Origin of the sequence: Balneola vulgaris DSM 17893 (assembly GCF_000375465.1) — a bacterium.
GTDB classification, from domain to species: Bacteria; Bacteroidota; Rhodothermia; order Balneolales; family Balneolaceae; genus Balneola; species Balneola vulgaris.
Window position 1 is genome coordinate 121812 of sequence record NZ_AQXH01000002.1, and the last position, 20233, is coordinate 142044.

At 38.3% G+C, this 20233-nt stretch carries 16 protein-coding genes; 3 read left to right on the forward strand and 13 right to left on the reverse strand.

Annotated elements, in window-relative coordinates:
- Positions 1-19 precede the first annotated feature (19 nt).
- The 3 genes from B155_RS0107630 to alaS all read right to left on the reverse strand — a co-directional run bounded on the left by B155_RS0107630 (position 20) and on the right by alaS (position 4875).
- Positions 20-1003 (reverse strand): pyruvate dehydrogenase complex E1 component subunit beta, encoded by a 984-nt coding sequence (locus B155_RS0107630; RefSeq protein WP_018127668.1) that lies wholly within the window; start codon positions 1001-1003, stop codon positions 20-22.
- 19 nt (positions 1004-1022) lie between these two features.
- Positions 1023-2123, reverse strand: a complete 1101-nt coding sequence (gene pdhA / locus B155_RS0107635; RefSeq protein ID WP_018127669.1) for a pyruvate dehydrogenase (acetyl-transferring) E1 component subunit alpha — start codon at positions 2121-2123, stop codon at positions 1023-1025.
- Positions 2124-2205: 82 nt separating this feature from the next.
- Positions 2206-4875: an alanine--tRNA ligase gene (gene alaS, locus B155_RS0107640; RefSeq protein ID WP_018127670.1), complete on the reverse strand. Its 2670-nt coding sequence runs from the start codon at positions 4873-4875 to the stop codon at positions 2206-2208.
- Positions 4876-4997: 122 nt separating this feature from the next.
- Between alaS and B155_RS0107645 the strand changes: the two genes are divergently transcribed.
- Entirely contained in the window at positions 4998-5567 is a 570-nt protein-coding gene (locus B155_RS0107645; protein WP_018127671.1) for a DUF502 domain-containing protein, read from the forward strand.
- Between the two features lies 1 nt (position 5568).
- Here B155_RS0107645 and B155_RS0107650 read toward each other — a convergent pair whose 3' ends face one another.
- The 5 genes from B155_RS0107650 to B155_RS0107670 form a co-directional block, all read right to left on the reverse strand.
- Complete coding sequence (locus tag B155_RS0107650) at positions 5569-6492, reverse strand: FAD-binding oxidoreductase (RefSeq protein ID WP_018127672.1); 924 nt, start codon at positions 6490-6492, stop codon at positions 5569-5571.
- Positions 6493-6570: 78 nt separating this feature from the next.
- Complete coding sequence (locus B155_RS0107655; RefSeq protein ID WP_018127673.1) at positions 6571-7137, reverse strand: porin family protein; 567 nt, start codon at positions 7135-7137, stop codon at positions 6571-6573.
- A 79-nt stretch (positions 7138-7216) separates the two neighbouring features.
- Complete coding sequence (locus tag B155_RS0107660; RefSeq protein WP_018127674.1) at positions 7217-7909, reverse strand: hypothetical protein; 693 nt, start codon at positions 7907-7909, stop codon at positions 7217-7219.
- A 58-nt stretch (positions 7910-7967) separates the two neighbouring features.
- Complete coding sequence (locus B155_RS0107665; protein ID WP_018127675.1) at positions 7968-8333, reverse strand: response regulator; 366 nt, start codon at positions 8331-8333, stop codon at positions 7968-7970.
- Between the two features lie 112 nt (positions 8334-8445).
- A complete protein-coding gene (locus B155_RS0107670; protein WP_018127676.1) occupies positions 8446-9288 on the reverse strand; it encodes a hypothetical protein in 843 nt (280 codons plus the stop codon).
- 98 nt (positions 9289-9386) lie between these two features.
- Between B155_RS0107670 and B155_RS0107675 the strand changes: the two genes are divergently transcribed.
- Entirely contained in the window at positions 9387-10529 is a 1143-nt protein-coding gene (locus B155_RS0107675) for an FAD-dependent oxidoreductase (protein ID WP_018127677.1), read from the forward strand.
- A gap of 3 nt (positions 10530-10532) precedes the next feature.
- On the opposite strand, the gene B155_RS13155 is transcribed toward B155_RS0107675, so the two are convergent.
- Together B155_RS13155 and B155_RS0107685 are read right to left on the reverse strand one after the other, a co-directional pair.
- On the reverse strand, positions 10533-10913 hold the full coding sequence (locus tag B155_RS13155) for a MerC domain-containing protein (protein ID WP_018127678.1): 381 nt from the start codon (positions 10911-10913) through the stop codon (positions 10533-10535).
- A gap of 94 nt (positions 10914-11007) precedes the next feature.
- On the reverse strand, positions 11008-12303 hold the full coding sequence (locus tag B155_RS0107685; protein WP_018127679.1) for an MFS transporter: 1296 nt from the start codon (positions 12301-12303) through the stop codon (positions 11008-11010).
- A 139-nt stretch (positions 12304-12442) separates the two neighbouring features.
- Here B155_RS0107685 and B155_RS0107690 point away from each other — a divergent pair, with 139 nt between their 5' ends.
- Positions 12443-13849 (forward strand): amidohydrolase family protein, encoded by a 1407-nt coding sequence (locus B155_RS0107690; protein ID WP_018127680.1) that lies wholly within the window; start codon positions 12443-12445, stop codon positions 13847-13849.
- A 39-nt stretch (positions 13850-13888) separates the two neighbouring features.
- Here B155_RS0107690 and B155_RS0107695 read toward each other — a convergent pair whose 3' ends face one another.
- The 3 genes from B155_RS0107695 to B155_RS0107705 form a co-directional block, all read right to left on the reverse strand.
- Positions 13889-14593 carry a Bax inhibitor-1/YccA family protein gene (locus B155_RS0107695; RefSeq protein ID WP_018127681.1) on the reverse strand — a complete coding sequence of 235 codons (705 nt, stop codon included), beginning with the start codon at positions 14591-14593 and terminating at the stop codon, positions 13889-13891.
- Positions 14594-14663: 70 nt separating this feature from the next.
- Positions 14664-17291 carry a DUF5916 domain-containing protein gene (locus B155_RS13160; RefSeq protein WP_157464807.1) on the reverse strand — a complete coding sequence of 876 codons (2628 nt, stop codon included), beginning with the start codon at positions 17289-17291 and terminating at the stop codon, positions 14664-14666.
- A 143-nt stretch (positions 17292-17434) separates the two neighbouring features.
- Positions 17435-20212 carry a DUF5916 domain-containing protein gene (locus tag B155_RS0107705; protein ID WP_018127683.1) on the reverse strand — a complete coding sequence of 926 codons (2778 nt, stop codon included), beginning with the start codon at positions 20210-20212 and terminating at the stop codon, positions 17435-17437.
- Between the last annotated feature and the right edge of the window lie 21 nt (positions 20213-20233).

Sequence of the window (20233 nt, forward strand, 5' to 3'; positions counted from 1 at the left end):
TTATTTAATATGAATTGATTTAGTTTCTATACGTTACTTGATTTACGGCATCAATCACTTGCTTTGTACTTGGGTACCAAAGGTCGAACAAGTTCTTAGCAAAAGGAGCACATACATCAGGTAGAGTTACTCGTAATACTGGAGCATCTAAATAATCAAATGCTTCACGTTGAATCAAGAACCCAACTTCAGCTGCAAGTCCACCAAATGGATGAGCTTCATCTAAAATCACACATCGGTTTGTCTTCTTGATCGATTCAATAATCAATGGGAGATCTAGTGGTTTTACCGTTCTAGGATCTATAATCTCACACTCAATACCATCTTTCGCTAATTGGTTAGCCGCTTGAACTGCAAGATGGTACATCTTTCCATGAGCAACTAAAGTTACATCGCTACCTTCGCGCTTAACTTTACCTTTACCAATTGGTATGATGAAATCTTCATCCTCTGGTACTTCACCTTTCATACCATACATTTGTTCCGATTCCATGAAAATAACGGGGTTATCATCACGAATGGCAGCTTTTAGTAAGCCTTTAGCATCGGCTGGCTCTGAAGTGTAAATCACTTTTAAACCAGGAAAATGTGCATACATTGAATCGTATGATACCGAGTGAGTGGCTCCTAATTGTCCTGCAGAGGCGTTTGGACCTCTAAATACTATTGGGCAATTAATTTGACCACCAGTCATGTACTTCACTTTTGAAGCATGATTGATAATCTGATCGGCAGCAAGTACAGCAAAGTTGAAAGTCATAAACTCAACAATTGGTCTTAAACCATTCATTGCCGCACCTACACCAATACCTGCAAAACCAAGCTCAGAAATAGGAGTGTCAATCACTCTTTTATATCCGTATTTATCTAAAAGTCCTTCAGTGGCTTTGTAAGCGCCGTTATATTCAGCTACTTCCTCACCCATAATAAAAACTTTTTCTTCGCGCGCCATTTCCTCATCAATAGCGGCTCTGATTGCTTCTCTAAATTGTAATTCAGCCATTATTCTATTTTTGATATTCTTAGTTATGGAAGTAAGGATCGTCTTCTACAAACATATCTTCGTAGAGCTCTTCTTCTTTCGGGAAGTCTGAGTTATCTGCAAACTCTACAGCATCTAATACTTCTTGCTCTACTTTGTCGTCAATCTTCTTTAGAGCCGATTCTTTTACGATATCGTTATCAAGTAAATATGTTTTTAAACGCTCAATAGGATCAATCTTCTGATACTCATCCAGCTCCTCTTTTGTACGGTATTTTTGAGGATCAGACATTGAATGTCCTCTATAACGGTACGTTCTGATTTCAACAAACCAAGGTTCAGAGTTCTTTCTAACGTCTTCTGCAATTTCCTTCATTTTCTCATATACCGAGAACACATCCATGCCATTAATAACCGCGCTTTTCATTCCGTAGCCTTTTGCACGGTCAACGATTTCAGCAACGGTATGCCTACGAGCAGCAGTACCCATTGAGTACCCATTGTTTTCTACCACAAAAATAGCAGGTAGCTTCCAAAGCTGAGCAATATTGAAAGTCTCATGTAGTGCTCCTTGATCAACCGCGCCATCGCCGAAGAAACAAGTAGAAATTCTACCGTTTTGCTCATATTTGTTCGTAAAGGCTAAACCAGCTCCAATAGGAATATGTCCACCTACGATTCCGTATCCACCCCAGAAATGATGGTCTACTTTGGCAAAGTGCATTGAACCACCTTTACCTCTTGAAGAACCTGTGCCTTTACCAAATAGCTCGGCCATCCCTTCATTTGCAGTAATACCTCTACAAAGACCCCAACCGTGATCTCTATATGCAGTTATAATATCATCGTTGTCGTTTAGCGCAAATACAGTCCCTGTAGAAACCGCTTCCTGCCCAATATAAAGGTGTAGGAAACCCCCAAATTTACCTTTTTGGTACTGTTGCATAGCTCTTTCCTCAAAGCGACGTTGCAAGTACATCTGCTCGTACATGTCTTTGAGCTTCTTAGCCGACAGTCCTAGGTCTTTGTGTGATTTCTTTGTTGCTGGGGGTAAATCTACCCCTTTTTGTACTGCACCAGATTTTTCGTCTCCGATACCTTTGGGAGCAAAGTTAATCTCCGCTGATTTCTTTTTTGCCATAATTTATTTGTTCTAAACTTAGCCCGATTAAAAAGGGCTTGAATATATTCAATTTTAAGTTGTTATGTAATGCTAAAGCGCATCAAGAAATAGATTCTGATATGAGTTCATTCACAGCGCTTAATGCATCATCAAGTTTCTCAGGAGCTCGCCCACCTGCAGTTGCAAGGTTAGGCTGCCCGCCTCCTCCTCCTTGTACCATGCGCCCTAGTTTACCAACTAAAGCTCCGGCTTTTATTCCTTTTTCTTTAATGAGGTCATCAGATACCGCAACCATTAAGTAAACCTTGCCTTCTGCCTCATCTTTGGAACCTAGTACTGTAATGGTAGATGATGGTGACTTTTCGAGCGCATCGTATCCTAATTGCTTAAGTACATCCATATCTGCACCAGCTATCTCGCCTTTCACAAGCTTGATTCCAAGATCATTGGTATCGGCTTGCTTAAGAAGTTCATCAAGCTTTGCACCCGTATTTTGCAGATTTAGTTTATCTAGTTCTTTTTCAAGTCTTTTCTTTTCTTCTTGAAGTTTCTTGATATCAGCTACTAAATCTTCACTTTGGCCTATAGTCTCTTTTATCTGCTTAAGTAATGAAGCTTCATTTCTTAGCACATCGTCAGCAGCTTTACCACAAACAGCTTCAATTCTACGCACTCCAGAAGCGACCGAAGTTTCTTGTGTGAATCTGAAATAACCAATCTCACCGGTTGCACCCACATGAGTACCACCACAGAGTTCAACCGAATAATCTTCATCAAAAGTGATAATACGTACGTTATCTCCGTATTTCTCACCAAATAGCATCATCGCACCACGATTCTTCGCCTCTTCAATTGGTACATTGCGCTCTTCAAGTAATGGGATATTCTCTTGAATTTTCTCATTAACGCGCTCTTCGATTTTCATCAATTGCTCTTCCGTTACAGCTTCAAAGTGAGAGAAGTCAAATCTCAAGTGATGATCATCTACAAGCGACCCTTTCTGAGCCACATGATCTCCTAATTCGTCGCGTAAGGCTGCATGCACTAAGTGCGTTGCTGAGTGATGTTTCTGAGTTTCTAATCTCTTTTCTAAGTCAATCTTAGCGGTCCAGCTACCACTTAAGTCATTCGGTAGTTTATCGGTATAGTGAACAAATTCACCATTCACTTTCTGAACATCAATTACATGAATGAATTCTTCACCATTCGTAATCATACCCGTATCAGCTACCTGCCCACCACTTTCAGCATAAAATGGAGTTTTGTTAAGAGTAAAAGCGAATTTATCTCCTTCACTTCTAAATGCCACAAATTCTACTTCAGCTTCGGCATCATCATAGCCTACAAATTCAAAATCATCATGCTCTGAAATGGTAGTCCATTCTTTAATCTTACTTTGATCAACGCTGAATTTCCCTGCAGCACGAGCTCTATCTTTTTGCTCTTTCATGAGCTCGTTGAATCGAACTTCGTCTACTTCAACGTCATTTTCACGAGCCATCAATTGTGTTAAATCGATAGGAAAGCCATAGGTATCGTGTAATTTAAAAGCATCATCGCCTGATAACTTTTCTTTACCCTTTATCATCTCATTAAAGAGGTCGATTCCTTGGCCTAACGTTTTTAAAAAGCTTTGCTCTTCAGAGCGAATTACATTTTTGATGTACTCAGTTTGAGCAACCATTTCAGGGAATACATCTTTGAATTGATTAGCTAGCACATCTACCAATTGGTAAAAGAACGGTTGCTTGAAGTTTAATTTATCCCAACCGTATCTGATTGCTCGTCGCAAAATTCTTCTAATTACATATCCTCTACCATCATTGCCCGGCGATGCCCCATCAGCAATCGAAAATGCAACCGCACGGATATGATCAGCAATTACTCGCATGGCAATGTCTTTCTCTTCATCCTGGCCATACGTTAAACCCGCCATTTCCGAGATTTGATCTAACAATGGAGTAAATACATCCGAATCGTAATTGGAGGTTTTACCTTGCAGAACAGCGCAAACACGCTCAAAGCCCATTCCTGTATCCACATGCTTATCTGGAAGCATTTCTAAAGACCCATCAGGCTGCCTATTGAACTGAATGAATACCAAGTTCCAGATTTCCATTACCCGTGGATCGTCCATGTTAACTAGAGTAGCTCCGTCCACTTTTTCTCGTTCTTCGTTGGTTCTCAAATCAATATGAACCTCTGAACAAGGACCACATGGACCTGTATCACCCATCTCCCAGAAATTATCTTTCTTATCAAATTTTAAAATATGTTCTGGTTTAATAGAAGTCTCACTCTTCCACAACTCAATAGCTTCTTCATCTACTGGTAGACCATCTTCATCGTCTCCACCAAAAACAGTGGCATACAATCTATCTGGTTCTAGCCCCCATTTGTTCACTAATAAATCCCAAGCCCAGCCAATAGCCTCTTTTTTGAAATAATCGCCAAACGACCAATTACCTAACATCTCAAACAATGTATGATGATAGGTGTCGTGCCCTACCTCATCTAAATCATTATGCTTACCACTTACACGAATACATTTTTGCGTATCCGTAGCTCGAGTCCATTCTTTGCCATCATGCTTTAGTGTTTTTTCTTCACCTAAAAACTGTGGCTTAAATTGATTCATCCCTGCATTCGTAAACAACAGAGTAGGATCATTCTTTGGCGCAACAGGTGCACTATCAACTACGGCATGATTTTTTTCTTTGAAGTAGTCTAAAAATTCTTGACGAATCTGAGCTGAAGTCTTGGTGGACATCAATTTTTAATTTAGTGGTTGCAGATTAAGAGAGTGAAGATAAAAAAAATCTATCTCACACTCATGGAACCAATTGGTTAGTTTTCTAATTAGATTATCAGAAATAAAATTACCCTTGATCTATGAAAACTCTTCTCAATTATTTCTTTCGTGGAATGTTAATTGTGTTTCCTGTAGGTGCTACCATTTATCTGGTTTCTATAGCCATTGGATGGATGAATGAATCACTCAATTATCTCTTTTACAGGTGGTTTGATTACAACATCCCGGGTTTAGGCATCATTACAGGCTTTGTAGCTATTTCACTGGTAGGTTTTATTTTTACTCGTGCTTTTACAAAACCAATTGTAAATATGTTCGAGAAGCTGTTTTCACGCACCCCTATCATTAGCATCATTTACAGTTCTCTTCGAGATTTAACGGAAGCCTTTGTTGGGGAGAAAAAGAAATTCAATAAACCTGTAGTGATAGATTTTGGTGTTCCAGGAGTAAAACGTCTTGGATTTGTAACTCAAGAATCATTACTCAATCTCGGACTTGAGAGTGAAGTTGCGGTGTATTGCCCTCACTCATATAACTTTTCTGGTAATCTATATATCGTACACAAAGACCACATAAAGCCCATCAAAAAAGATGCCGCAGACTTTATGAGATTTGTTGTTTCTGGAGGTGTTACTAATTTAGAGAAGTAAATTAGTACACTTCTTCAAAGGTTCTAGCTGAAGGTTTGATATTCTTCTTGATGTCTTCCCAATCCCATGTGTTTGGCTCACGTTCCGCTAAATCACCTCTAAGTTGTAGGTAATCAAGGTGACCTTGAAGCGCTAAATTTTGGTAGATACCAGTTTCCATGCCCTTCATACCACAGATATAAATCAAGGTATTTTCTTTACTGAAAATAGGATTTAATAGCTCTGCTTGATCTTCGATAGCACTCTGCACGTAGAATTTACTTCCATCTTTACGTCTGTCTTCCCGCGACACACAACTGATGTAATGGAAATTAGAATGGCGTTCGGTCATCTCTTTAATGAACTCAGGATATAATAAGTCGGTACGGTAAGCGCAACCAAATACCAGAGCGACATCTCCTTCATATCCATTTTCAAATAATTCCATGATCATGCCACGGAAAGGAGCAATTCCTGTACCGGTAGCAAAAAATACATAGTTAAAATCTTTTGGGTTTTCAGGAAGCAGATAACGCTTACCACTTGGGCCTGTAAGTTTTACTTTATCACCCGGCTTTAAATTCGATAAATAGTTGGATGCCACTCCTAAGTAAAGCGTTCCTTCTACTTCATCAATCGCTCTTTTTACCGTAGTAGAGATCAGATGCGATTGCCCGCCCTCGCCCTTACTTGGAGACGATACGGAGTATAAACGTAATTTATGTGGACGCCCTTTTTCATTTTCACCCGGAGGCAGAACACCAATCGATTGCCCAACTCTAATTCTCCCTTCTAAATCAGTTCCTGAAATGTCGAATGTAATATGTCGAACTATATTCGGACTACTTTCAGTAGTACAAACTCTATTCTCAACAATAGTAGCCTCAACAGGATTTTTAGGACTATAAATATTTAGTTCAACCTCTGGAAGTATGATTTCTGACATGGAGTTATTTGAATTATGTGCATAAAAAAATCTAACACCCTTGCGGATGTTAGATTCTGAAAATAAGGGTTTTCTAGCTTAGAAATAAAATGTTAATCCAGCTGAAATAACATTACCGCTAAACTCTTTGTCACCTAGACTATCATCTGGACCATCTAGGAATAAGTATCTATAGTCCACATTTAATGCCGCGCTGTTCGATAGGGGTAGATCGGCACCAAAACCAAGGTGATACCCAATGTTAAAATCAGCATCATCACCATTATTAAGTCCACCTTCATAGTCATAGAATGTGTAATAAGCACCTAAACCAGCTAAACCATATGGCTGAAAATTTGGAGCTACTGGTACAAACATTAATAAAGAAGCTGTAATTGGAATTTGACGTGTTGTAACTTCAGAACCACTTACAGTATAAGATTGCTCTCCACGGTATTCTGCAGCAAATTCAAACCCGAAAACATCTCCTCTAGAGCGAGACTGGAAACCTACAAACATGGTACCATCGTCAGCATCAGGAGCTTTGTAGTAACCAATTTTTGGTCCTATACCAGATTTGTCTTTAAGTGGGTTAGTTTGAGCATGTGCAACATTTGAAAATGCAAATAGCATAGCACAAGCAATGGTAGAAAGTAGAAATTTCATATTGATTAGCTTAGTTAATATTTAGTACCATAAACTAAACTGCCTATCATTAGTTCCGAAGATTAACGAAGTAAGCGAACTACTGATTACTTATTCTATAACGAATGAGTTCATCGATAGTAGGTAATACCCCGTCGTTTCGTTCTTGAAGTCTTTGAGCTAAGCCTTCAGATACACCTACACTCCGCATTCGGATTAAGTTTTCTTTGGTTAATTGCTCAAAAGTGTAGCCTAAATCCATCATTCTACTTGTAAAATTAGCAGTAACACCATTGCGTCGAGTATCAATTAAATCTTGAACGCTGAACTCGTATCCTAATTCTTTCATCATTCGAGAGTACAGAACAGATACATCCTCTCTTTGTAATTCCACTAATTGGTCTAGAGTAACGTCTGTGTAGCCTAAATCTCTCATTTCAGAGGTATAAGTCGCGGTTACCCCCTCTCTTCTAAGATCTATGAGTTCTTCACGACTAAGCTCACCATAGCCCATTTCCTGCATCCACGTTCCCATACCTATAATTAGATCTTCATCGGGTTCGCTTAAACTTTGAGCAAATTCTTCAATGGGTGTGGCAAAATTGAAATTCGAAGAATTAAAGCGAGAGCCTACATAAAACGTCAACGTTGCAATAAACGCAAATAGTAGAATGTAGTTTGATAATTTTCCAGAGTTGAAATTTGAACTGGTTTTCTCATTGTTAAACTGAGAAACCGTATCATTTTCAAGATCTTTTAAATCGTTTTTTAGATTTCTGAACTTTGTACTCATAGCGCCCCTATTTTATTCTGGGATGGCTACGAATCAAGAGTAAAAAAGATTCAAAAAATTAGTCAACAAGCTTAAGTGATTTATCTAAATCTCCAATCGTAAATGGCTTTACAATAAGATCTGTAAAATTTGTGCTTTTAGCTCGCTCGTAATTCAATTTGTCAGAATTCCCGGTAAGGTAAATCACCGCAGTATCTATCTGTTCTTTAATTTTTTCAACAGTTTCAATACCGTCCATTTCACCTTTTAAACGGATATCCATGAGTAAGATATCGGGGCTCTCTTTTATAGCTAGTTCTACTGCTTCTGGACCTGAGATCGCTTTTCCAACTACTTGATGTCCTAATTCACGAATCATATTCTCAACAACTAGAGAAATGATCATGTCGTCTTCAACTATGAGGACTTTTTTACTATTATTCATTTACCATCCTTTTTTCAAACAGTTATCGTCTACCCAATTTTAGGCCTTAAATTCATTAGTGAACTCTAACTGTCGATTTATAAGCTGTCAATCTAGCTAAATTTTTTAATAATTAAAGTATTTCTACAGATAAAACTTCCCCAGTTTTCACACTCACTTTCACATGCCATTTTGTGCTATCACTTTGTGATAGTTTAACCGGAACTATCCAGCATTTATGGATAGCCAATCCATCTTCTATAGGGATTGGAACGAAAGCTAAGGTAGGAGATTCTGTCAAATGCTCGTTTGTAATAGTCTGTCTAATCGTCTGCTGATTCTCGTTTTGATAACTCAATTCCATATTTAGAATCTTATTCTGCGCATCAAGATAACCAACTTCAGTAAATCCGGGATCGTTGAATGTATACCAATTCCCCCAAATCCTATTTACACCATACGAATCTACATATACATTTATTTCAGTTCCTTCAACTTCTACACCGTTCATTTGCTGTTCTTGAAAGGTGAACTTCCATTGAAGGGGAACATTATTAATGTTTGGACCCTCACAAATCGTACAACCATTTAACGGAAGGGTTTCTTTTAGAACTAGTGAATTACTTGCCTCAACATTGGTGAATTCTGAATTATAAACTAGACTTTGTTTGGCTTGTACAAGCAATGAGTTTTGATAAGGAAGGTGAACTTTGGGAAAAGTACCCGTTAAACAAGGGTTAATATCATTTTGAAATAAAACTCTGCTGAATCCAGTATATCCATATTCATTTAGAGTCGAACAAATCCTATTATTATTTTGTTGATGATAGCGTTGATTTCGCGCTATTAATTCATCTTCACTGAGTTTTTCTATAACTGTAGGATATACTTCCGTATCTTCGTAGGCAATATCTTTACACGAAACTACGAGTATGGGTAGAATAAAAATTATGAGTAAAGTCCTTCCTTTAATCAATGCTGCAAAACCTAGCTGTAGTGATTTTAATGCCTAATACTACGACATCCAACACCTATTTGTCTATTAAATCCTTGTAATAATTTCGATTCAATAAAATGAATAAATACAATTCTTCAAAAATAGCTGTTATAGGTGCGGGAATATCGGGTATCACTACTGCAACATTGTTAAAACTTTTTGGATTTGAAGTAACTATTTACTCTGAGTTTTTCCCAGCTACGCAAAAGTCTAATCCCGCTTACGCTAGCTTATACCCATCCGCATCTGTAATTCCTCATTCCGTTTCTCATGATGAATTAAGTAGTTTATTTGAAGTCAGCCAGGCATTATTTAAAGAACTAGCAAATAATGATTCACATGGTGTAGGCATTCATGAACATTATGAGCTATATAACAACCATGTTTCGGTGCCTGAATATGCTCATCACATGGAAAATTTTGAGATGTTTGAAAAGCTTTCTTGGTTTCCAAACATCCCTCATCTAGATCTACAATCGGGCTGGAAGTATGATTGTTACTTTGCCGACTGGAGTATTTACTTTAAAAAACTATTGGATTACTACCATCAACTTGGTGGAAAAAGTGTTACCCAAAAAATTGATTTAAATAGCCCCCCACTTCAGGAACAAATCATTATCAATTGTACGGGAGTAGGTGCTTCAAGCCTAAAAAAAGAACATTCTTCCCCTTACTTACAATTGGGACATCTTCTTAAGATCAAAGGGGCACCATTACTGAAATCACCTACGGGTAAAACGGTATCCTATAATTTAACTCCTGGTGTTGATACCTATACTAATATCGACGGAGAAGCATTGGATGTGTATTGTTACCCTCGGCAGGATGGCTGGATCTTAGGTGGTAGTAGGTTTGTAGGCACAATCGATAAGGAAGGGAGATGGGCTCCAAAATCAGATGCCGAAATGGTATTTCCTCATCAAATCACAGAGCTTAACAAAGAAATCATTGCGAATACCTTTGGAATCAATTTAGATAGCTACCAAGAACGTACAGAGATAGTAGCCTATAGATATGTTCGAGATAAGAAAAATGGTTTAAAGCTTGAAGTCGAGGAACTTCAAGATCAACTCATGATTCATTATTACGGTTTAGGCGGAGCAGGGGTAACGTTAAGCTGGGGAGGCGCCGCTCGAATCTTAAATATGGTTGCAAATACGCTAGAAAATAAATCGTACGCTCTTAATGAAATCAAAGAGAAGCTTTCTCGTTGGGAATAACTATTAAGCCTGCAACTTTGATTTGTAGTTTAACCAATGGCCTTTTATCAATAAAATACTTCCGATAAGAGTCACTCCAGCTTCACCGAGTTCCCCTAAATATTCATGAAAAAACCATGCGCAGAAAATAATTACTACCCCAGTAATTAAATAAACACTTACGGCTCTTGATTCATGTTTGCGTTTCAGTGATAAGTATACTGCTGGTGCAATGGCTAAGAAAAAAACGAGGTGAGTGTATTCATGAATCTCTTCAAATGCTGGCCACAATGGAATTAAAGCAACTACAACCGGCACTAATAAACAGTGAATTGCGCAGATACCTGAAAGCCCAATACCAACTCGATCCCAAAATCCGGGCTTTGTAGATGATGACTCACTCATACTTAGATTCTATTAGCGAAATTTGAAAAATTCTGAATCCGACAAGATATCACTTTTTCAACTTCTTTATAAGGATTATGAGGCTCAAAATATTTTAAACTTCTTTCAATGAGAAGCTATAAGCCATACTTGCTATCAGCATCATCATCAAGAAAACAAATAAAGCCTGAATGCTAAATAATTCAGCAATAAATCCAATTCCTGCAGCTACCACCGTAAATAATCCAATACAGGTATTTGATAAAGAAATGTATAAAGGGCGTTCGTCTTCAGGGGCGAAATCAGCCAAATAGGTTTTCCTACTTAAACGAGCTCCCCCATGAATCATCATATTTAGAAGTATGAGAGGAGCAAAAACAGCAATGGTTTGATATTCATTAGCAACCAGCGAAAACCCCATTACTAATGCGATGTTGAGTATCCCTAAAAAAGCTACTACCATCATCAACTTCCGACTAGAACGATCAGCAAACTTGCCCCAAAAAGGACTACTGATAAAGCCCGCTATTCCACTAGCAATCACTAATAAACCTAAACCACTTAAGTCGGCATCCGTTAGTCTTTTTCCATATAAAATAAAAAAGGGCTGAGCGAGAGGAATGGCCATCAATAGAGCTCTCGAAATAATAAAATTTCGAAGGTTTGTATTCTCTTTTAATAACTCAATGCCTTTGGATAGTTCTTCAATGGGACTCCTACCTCCTTCTGTTGCCCCTGCCTTTTCATTGATGCTCCAGAAGAAAGCTCCTGATATAAACCATAACACGGAAGCAGAGGCGATTAAAATGAGAATGGACTGTTCACTATACCTGCCACTCATAAAAAAATACAGTACAAGCCCAGCTCCTAAAGTTAGCAAACCACCTCCTGTAGCTCGAGTGGCTAGCAGGCGTCCTCTTCTACCCTTTGGTATTGTTTTCGCCATCACATCTTTAAAACTAACGGAAGCCACACCACTAGCAATGCTAAATAAAAATAATGCTGAAACGATAATAAGTGCCGCTTTATCTCCTTCAAACAACAAAAATGCTATTAACATACACGCCACCATTATAGATTGGAAGAAAGCGGAGTATGCCCAGAAATTCTTTCTTTTCGCAAATGCACGGATCTTAGCTGAAACGAGTAATTGAGGGAGTAAGGAACCCGCATTCTTTAAGGGAACAAGTAAGCCCGCAAAGCCTGATGATGCACCAAGTACCGATAAAATCCATGGGAGTGTTACACCTGGGCTTACTAATTGTTCGGCTAACTTTGAGCTAAAACCACTCAGCGAATTCTTTAAAAAATTACCCGGAACTTCCTCACATTGATCTTCACTAATGGCCTCACAAACTCTTTCCTCCCCTTCGTCGGTAATCCATCTATAAATCTGTTCTTGGGTTTTCATACGCTTTAAAACTGACTTCCTTATTTTATCATTCACCTATTATAGTTCTGATGCTATATTAAGTTCAGAATTAATTAGTTTGTTTAGGCTATTTACATAGCTCAATTCATAAATCATTACTGCATAATTTCTTTTATCTATGGGATTCCGACATCTGCTTTTTCTTAGCTCTATTGTTGTACTACTGAGTATTAACTGCACACGCCTTTCACCTGATCATAAACTGATTGAACATGCTTCCATTATTGACCTTGAAACAGGTTCCATATTGGAAAACCAATCTATTTTAATTGAGAATGGTAAAATTTCGAAGGTATTCGAAACAGGATACATCAGCTACGATACAAAAAATAAGTTTGACGCTAGTGGGCTTTTCGTAATTCCAGGGCTATGGGATATGCATATCCATTTGAGAGGTGGAGAAGCTTTAATCGAAGAAAACCGAGCATTACTTCCTCTCTATATTACTCATGGTGTTACTACTGTTAGAGATGCTGGAGGTGACCTCACCCCACAAGTACTTAAGTGGAGGAAAGAAGCACAGAACAATGAATTGGTTGGCCCTTATATTTTTACAAGTGGACCAAAAATAGATGGAGTTAATTCAACTTGGGAAGGGTCATTGGAGCTCACATCTGTGGAAGATGTTTCTAGCGCACTTGATTCATTAGAAGCCTTAGGCGCTGATTATGTTAAGATTTATGACAGTAGATTAAGTGAAGAACTATACTTAGAGATCCTTAAACAAGCCGAATCTAGGGGATTAAAAACCACCGGACATATGCCTATGAGTGTTATGTTTGAAGATGCTATTGACGCCGGACTAGATGGAGTAGACCATCTGTATTATGTAATGAAAGGGGCATCATCAAAAGAAGAAGAAATAACTGAACAAGTTAGAAATGGTGAGCTTGGCTTTTGGGGAGCTGTTCGAGAATTATTGAATTCATATGATGAAGAAAAAGCCGCACTACTATTTCAAAAAATGGCAGAGAATAATGTTGCCGTAGTTCCCACACTTTATATCGATGACATTTTAAGTTACCTGCATGAAGTAGATCATTCAGATGATGAGATGCTTCAATTTATTGGTGAAGGTATTCAAGAAACTTATGCTCGTCGTTTAAATTCAGCACTACGTAGAAATGACGCTGCAAATGCATTTGAAGCAACGATGAATGAACATTTTAAAGCCATGGTCCCACCCATGCACGAAGCAGGCATTATGATTTTACCGGGCTCTGATAATGGAGCGTATAATTCCTATGTGTATGCAGGTCATTCACTTCATAAAGAGCTAGAAGTGATTGTTTCAACGGGTATTTCTGAGATAGAAACCTTAAGAATGGCTACTCAAAATGGTCCTAAGTTCTTTGGGGTGATGAACCAATACGGTTCTATTGAAGCAATGAAAGAAGCTGATTTACTCTTCCTAAATGAAAATCCTTTAGAGCAGATAAAGCATACACAATCAATTGAATGGGTAATGCTGAATGGCGAAATATTTACTCGAACCGAATTAGATCAAGTACTGCAAGAATTATAATAGGAGCAAAAAAAAGCCCTCATTGAGGGCTTTTAGTTTCTATCGGCGATCGCCGAATATTCGGAGTAAAAAGATAAACATGTTGATGAAATCAAGGTAAAGTGCTAGAGCTCCCATCACTGCACCTTTCTTGCCAGCTTCTGAATCGAGCGTGAGTTCAAGACTCATCTTCTTAATTTTCTGAGTATCGTAAGCTGTTAAGCCTATAAAAATACCTACACCAACATAGCTAATTAACCAATATAGAGCTGAACTTGCTAGGAATATATTCACTAATGAAGCGATAATTAAGCCTATTAGTGCCATCATCAAAAAGCCCCCCATAGAGCTCAAATCTTTCTTTGTGAGATACCCATAAGCACTGGTTGCTGCAAAGGTCCCCGCAGTAATAAAAAATGTAGAGGCTATAGATGCGGAAGTATACACATAGAATAGAACCGATAGTGTAACACCATTCAACGCTGAGTATAAGATGAACAAAGCTGTAGCAAACCCTGAACTCATCTTATCAATTCTAGCCGATAGCCATACCACTAAACCTAGTTCAATTGCGATAAGAATGAAAAACGGTGCTTTGCTTCCAGTGCCATTAAACATCGACATGAATGCACCTGAATCGGCTACTCGCATGGCAACAATACCCGTAACAGTTAATGCGAGCCCCATCCACAAGTATACTTTATTTAAAAAGCTTGCTTGAATGCTTTTAACTTCTTCAGCTGTTAACTGAGCTTGGTTTATCATAGTGTTTCTGTAATTATTTTTTTGAATTTATAACTCAAAAATACAAAAACTATTATGAACATTAAGCACTTTAGTTACCGAACCAGTAACTAAGTTTTATGAGAAAGATGTTCGTTGGTTCTGCTTTAAATAAATCGGGAGTGCTTTTAAATGGCTCAAAAAAGCTTTGTCCACCAAGGTATTCATCGCGTTCTTGTTGCCATACTAAAAACAATGTTGAACCCGGTCTGTATTCCCATCTCAACACAGCATTGCCTTGTAAAACTCGGTAGTCAAAATCAGCTAAAGATTCATACGCTGATTGGTCAGAGGCATCTAACTCATTAAACTTGTATGTTTTTCTTTCTTCAAAGGTTTTATATCTCGAGAAGTCAGCTGTATAAAAAAGTGGCCTTACATACGTTTGCAGACTCAGTTTCGGTGTAAAAGTCCAATTCAATCTTATATCAGTATAGAAGATGTCTATTCTTGAATCAGAAAAGAGATAATCCAATTCGGGATCATCATCAAAATCACCAAAAGCCTGATATTGATCCGTATTCAGCTCCGTGAGGAAAGTTGGTGCAATAGAAAATTGGAGGTATCCTGTTGGGCGGTAATTCATTGTTGAAAATACCATCGTTGTGAATTCACCAGATGCATCCGCTCGATAGGAACTACCAAAGGTAGCATAAAAGGGTTTGGTAGAATTAGAACCGATTTCAATTCGACTATTCCAATCCTTAGGTCTTCTCATTATGGGACCACCACGAGTAATACGGTCATTATATATTTTGCCCGTAAACCCTCCCGTATAAGTCAATGTCCACAAATTATTGAACTGTATGTAAGCTCCAGTACTATAGAAGTTCATGATCATATCACCATCAAAATTCCAAGCATGTCCGCCAAATGCCCATAACAGATAAAATCTGAAGAGATCAGGATTCACATTTAAGTATTCCACATAATAGTGTGGTGCTCTATAATCCGCTCGTTCTTGGAATCCAATGTCATTGATTTCATAACCAGGACTAGTTTCAGTATAGGTAAAGGAGTATTTCAAACCAGCTCCTCCAAATTTACCCACACTAAACTCACCAGAATACCCGGTTAAACTAGTCTTATCTGTATCAACGGATAGATAATCAGAGTCTACTCTATTATAGTACCTGGCTGAACTCGTTTGAGTGCGCAATAGAGCTTGTTTATCACCATTTACCGAACTAAATGAAAGCGCACCATAAGCGCCCCAATTTCGGTTTGCCCAACTATAGCCCCCATCAAAACCGATTTGATAAGCAGAATCATGTAGGTAATCGTTCAAGTAGGTGTCGCTCATATCTCTGTTCACAGCGCTACCAAAACCACCTAGGTAAGCATCTCCTTCTGAAATATCTTGTCTCACTCTTCCTACCAAATAGTTGGTAGCAGGTTCAATTATATACTTCCCTTTCACATCGTTATTGGCATCATAGTATCTCGCTTGTTCTTCAAGGGTATATGCGTTTAAAATTCCCAGCGATAACCCATTACTCGTTTTACCACTTACTTTAGCCGCGCCAGCAATGGTAGTTTGATGTGGTCGGTCTTGAAAAGTTGCTGGAATTCCTGCTTGAAAAGATTGCCCAGATGGTGATCTACCTATTCGACGTGTATAAAAGTTTTGATGCGTACGATAGGTGTTTTGAGAATTTGTAGAACCAAAGTTGAAAATCTCATTTCCTTCTAAGAAAAAAGGTCTGCGTTCTTCAAAGAACGTTTCAAACTCGGTAAGGTTTATTGTAGCGGGATCGGCTTCTACTTGTCCAAAATCAGGATTAATTGTTCCTGTAAGAGTGAAATCTGAGGAAATTCCATACTTAAAATCGCCACCAATTTTAAATTTCAGATCATTCTTATCATAAAAAGGATCATTTTCTCCAAAGGCGGGGTCGGGTTTGGGTGCACGTTTATCACTAGCAGAAACGTAGGGTAATATTTCTAAGCGCATCGGTTTTTGTAGCCCTTGAATACCTTTTAAATCACCAAACCATGATACGAGACCAAATTCCTCTCTAGGGGTTCTAGACCAGAAAGAAACTTCTTCTTTTCGAGCTATTCTTCGTTGGAAGTTAACACCCCATTCTTGTATATCTTTGTTTGTGGTATATCGAATTTGGGAAAGGGGAATTCGAATTTCCGCATTCCAACCATCTGTGTCTATATGAGTTGAAGCATCCCATACCGCGTCCCATCTTATATCCTCTTCATCATCATTGTAATACAGGATATCTTTTTGAACACCTCTTGGATTTACGGCAAAGGTAAAGGCCGTTCTATTATCATTGTAGCTATCTATACTAACATATACCCAATCACTATATTCTGAACCATCTCTTCTGAATAGGGATGAAGCAATGGAATCAGGAGCGGAATCGAATGCTTTTATAGCTATGAAAATATGTTCTTGAGAATAAGCGACCTGAATTTCAGTTCTCTCTGAAGCGGGTTGTCCATCAAATGGAAAACGTTGATAGAATTCTGCTTGTTTATCGGCTTTACTCCATACTTGGTCATCTAAAATTCCATCTAATTTTATACTCTCATTTGCCGATAACCGATAAGCATCTAAAGATGGTTTTGCTATATCACCTTTAGACTGACTATTAACAAATGGAGAATACATCGCTATAGTTAAAAAAGTAGCTATAGCTCTCCTGTACTTTAATTCAAACATACTCGCTGATTTTTACCCCTTTACTTTTTCTCTTTCTTCTAAGCAAAGAGGGTTCACACCGAGCGCTGTTACAAATTATATAAAAAAAGGAAGCTCGATAAATCGGCTCCCTTTTCAATAATCTGATAAATTATTCTAAGCTATTAAGTACCAAACCAGTAGCTCAATTTTACTAAGAATACATTGGTTGGTTCTGGATCGAATAGGTTTTGGAAATCGCGACCGAAGTTAAATTCTCCATTAGGACTAAATCCACTTCTTTGTTGTTGCCAAACTAAGAATAAAGTAGAACCTGGACGATACTCCCATCTAAATACCGCATTACCTTGAAGCGAACGAACGTTAAAGTCTTGCTTTCTAATGGTAAATGGGGCCTCCCCTCCACTTCCATCAGGGTCAATCGTTGTTGAACCATCAGCATTAACAGTAGCCGTTCCTTTATCTTGGCCGTATACATCAAATCCGAAGTCACCTGGTTTGTTGAATTCTTTAAGATTTGAATATTTACCTGCAGCGATGAATGGACGAACATAAGTCTGTAAACTCATTTTAGGATTGAATGTCCAATTCAAACGGAATTGAGCTGAGAAATTTGCTTGGCGGATATCTGAAAAGATATATCTATTTCCATAGGTCAAATCTTCATCGTTTGCTGCAGCATCACGTGCTCTAGTGCTGATATATTGATCTACATCATTTTGAACACCTATCTCAGGTGAAATAGTTAACTGCATAAATGTAGTTGGTCGGAAGGTCATGAATCCCCAATAATAATGATCATACTCTCCTACACGATCGTTTCTGTGAAATTGACCAAATCCACCACTTACTTTTTTATTTCTATTAGAAGTAACGTTGAAGTTAAAACTGAAACTTCCTGGCATTTTGAATACGGGACCGCCTCTTGTAAAACGATCTGAATATGTATCAAAATTCGCATTTAGATTGTAGTTAAACGACCATAGGTTCTTCAATTCAAAAAATGCACCAGTATTATAATTTCGACCAATTTGATCATTGTCAAAATTCCATGCATTGTTCGAGAACAACCAAAAAACATAAAACTGGAAATGTTTTGGATTGCGTTCTGCATACTCCAGACCCGTATTAATGGCTCTATAGTCCGCTCTATTCTGAAATCCTATATCATTGGTTTCATATCCAGGGGTTACCATTGAACCTGTAACCGACCACTTCCAATGATCACCACCTGCCTTTTGGAAACTCAATTCAGTGGCTAAACCAGACAGTGATGTCTTGTTAGCATCTACCGATAATTCATCGGAATCAACACGTTGATAATATCTTTGAGGGGCACGTTGAGCTCGAGTTATTGCATCCGTGGTACCAATGATGTTACTTACCGAAGCTGTACCACTTATAACATAAGTTCTATCTTTAAAACTATGCTCAAAGTCTAAACCCGAAATCATAGCTGATTTATTCAAGTATTCTTCAAAATAGGTACCATCAATATCTCTATTCATTCCCGCGAAGTAACCACCTACTACCGTATTTCCACTGTTAAAGTCTTGCTTCAAACGTGTAATTAAATAGTTATTACTTGGTTGTACAACAAACTCACCCTTTTGCGAACCTGAATTTCCAATTGCCGTAAATGGTGAATTTTCCTCAGCGGTTAAAGCATAAAGTGCACCAACAGATAGGCCTGATTGAGTTTTACCGCTTAACTTTGCAGCTCCCAAAATGCTAGTTTGGTTTGGCACATTGGTGTACACTTCATCACTAGTATTTGGATCATATAAGCCATTCCCGGAATAGTTATTGGCTCGGCTTAAACTACCTTGAGGGGCACGACCAATTCTTCTAGAGTAGAATGTATTTGGGTTACCAAATGAATTCATTGTTTTGGTTCCACCAAATCTGAAAATTTCACTTCCCTCTAAGAAAAAAGGTCTTTTTTCAGGGAAAAACTGCTCGAACTGAGACAAGTTTATAGTAGCAGGATCAGCTTCAACTTGCCCAAAATCAGGATTTAAAGTAGCCGTTAGTGTTAAATCAGAAGTAAGGCCATATTTAATATCTCCACCAATGTTCGCTTGTAAATCGTTCTTCTCATAATAAGGGTTGTTAGGATTCCCAGGAGCACGTTCTAGAATTGACGATGTATAAGGAATCACTTCTAATCTCCGAGGTTCTTCTAAATCACGAATACCATTCAAGCGACCGAATTTTGAAACCATTCCCGATTCATTTTGAGGTGTTGGAGCCCAAAAGTTAAACTCTTGGTTACGAGCGATTCTTCTTTGGAAATTCACACCCCAAGATTTAATATCATCTTTGGAGCTAAATCGAAGTTGAGATAAAGGTATTCTCATTTCAACCGACCAACCCTGATCTGTTATTTTTGCGGATGCTTCCCACACAGCATCCCATAAGATATCTTCCCCTTGGTCATCAAAATACAATACGTCTTTTTGAACACCTCTTGGATTTACAGCAAATGTAAATGCCGTTCTTTTATCGTTATAGCTATCGAAACTTGCATATACCCAATCAGATGATTCGTTTCCATCTCTTCTAAAAAGTGATGCTATAATAGAATCAGGAGCTGTATCGTAAGCCATGATACTTACAAAAATCTCTTTATCGGTGTATAGAATTCTAGCTTCTGTTTTTTGGGTGGCTTGGCTGCCATCGTTAGGGCTTCGTTGGGTAAACCCAGTAGCAACAGGAGCTGTTGCCCAAATGGCTTCGTTTATAAACCCATCTAATTTGATGATGCCTGCATCCTCAATGCGAAGGGCATCCATGGTTGGGTTCATGTCGTAACCGAAACGATAATCGGTTTTTGAGTTGCTTACGTACTCAGTAGCTTCTGTATTTGCGGGCTCGATACTTTGAGCATTCACCCCGAAACACACACACATTAATAGTAATAAAATAGCTGATTTTCGCATAACTTTTTGTCTCTTTGATGT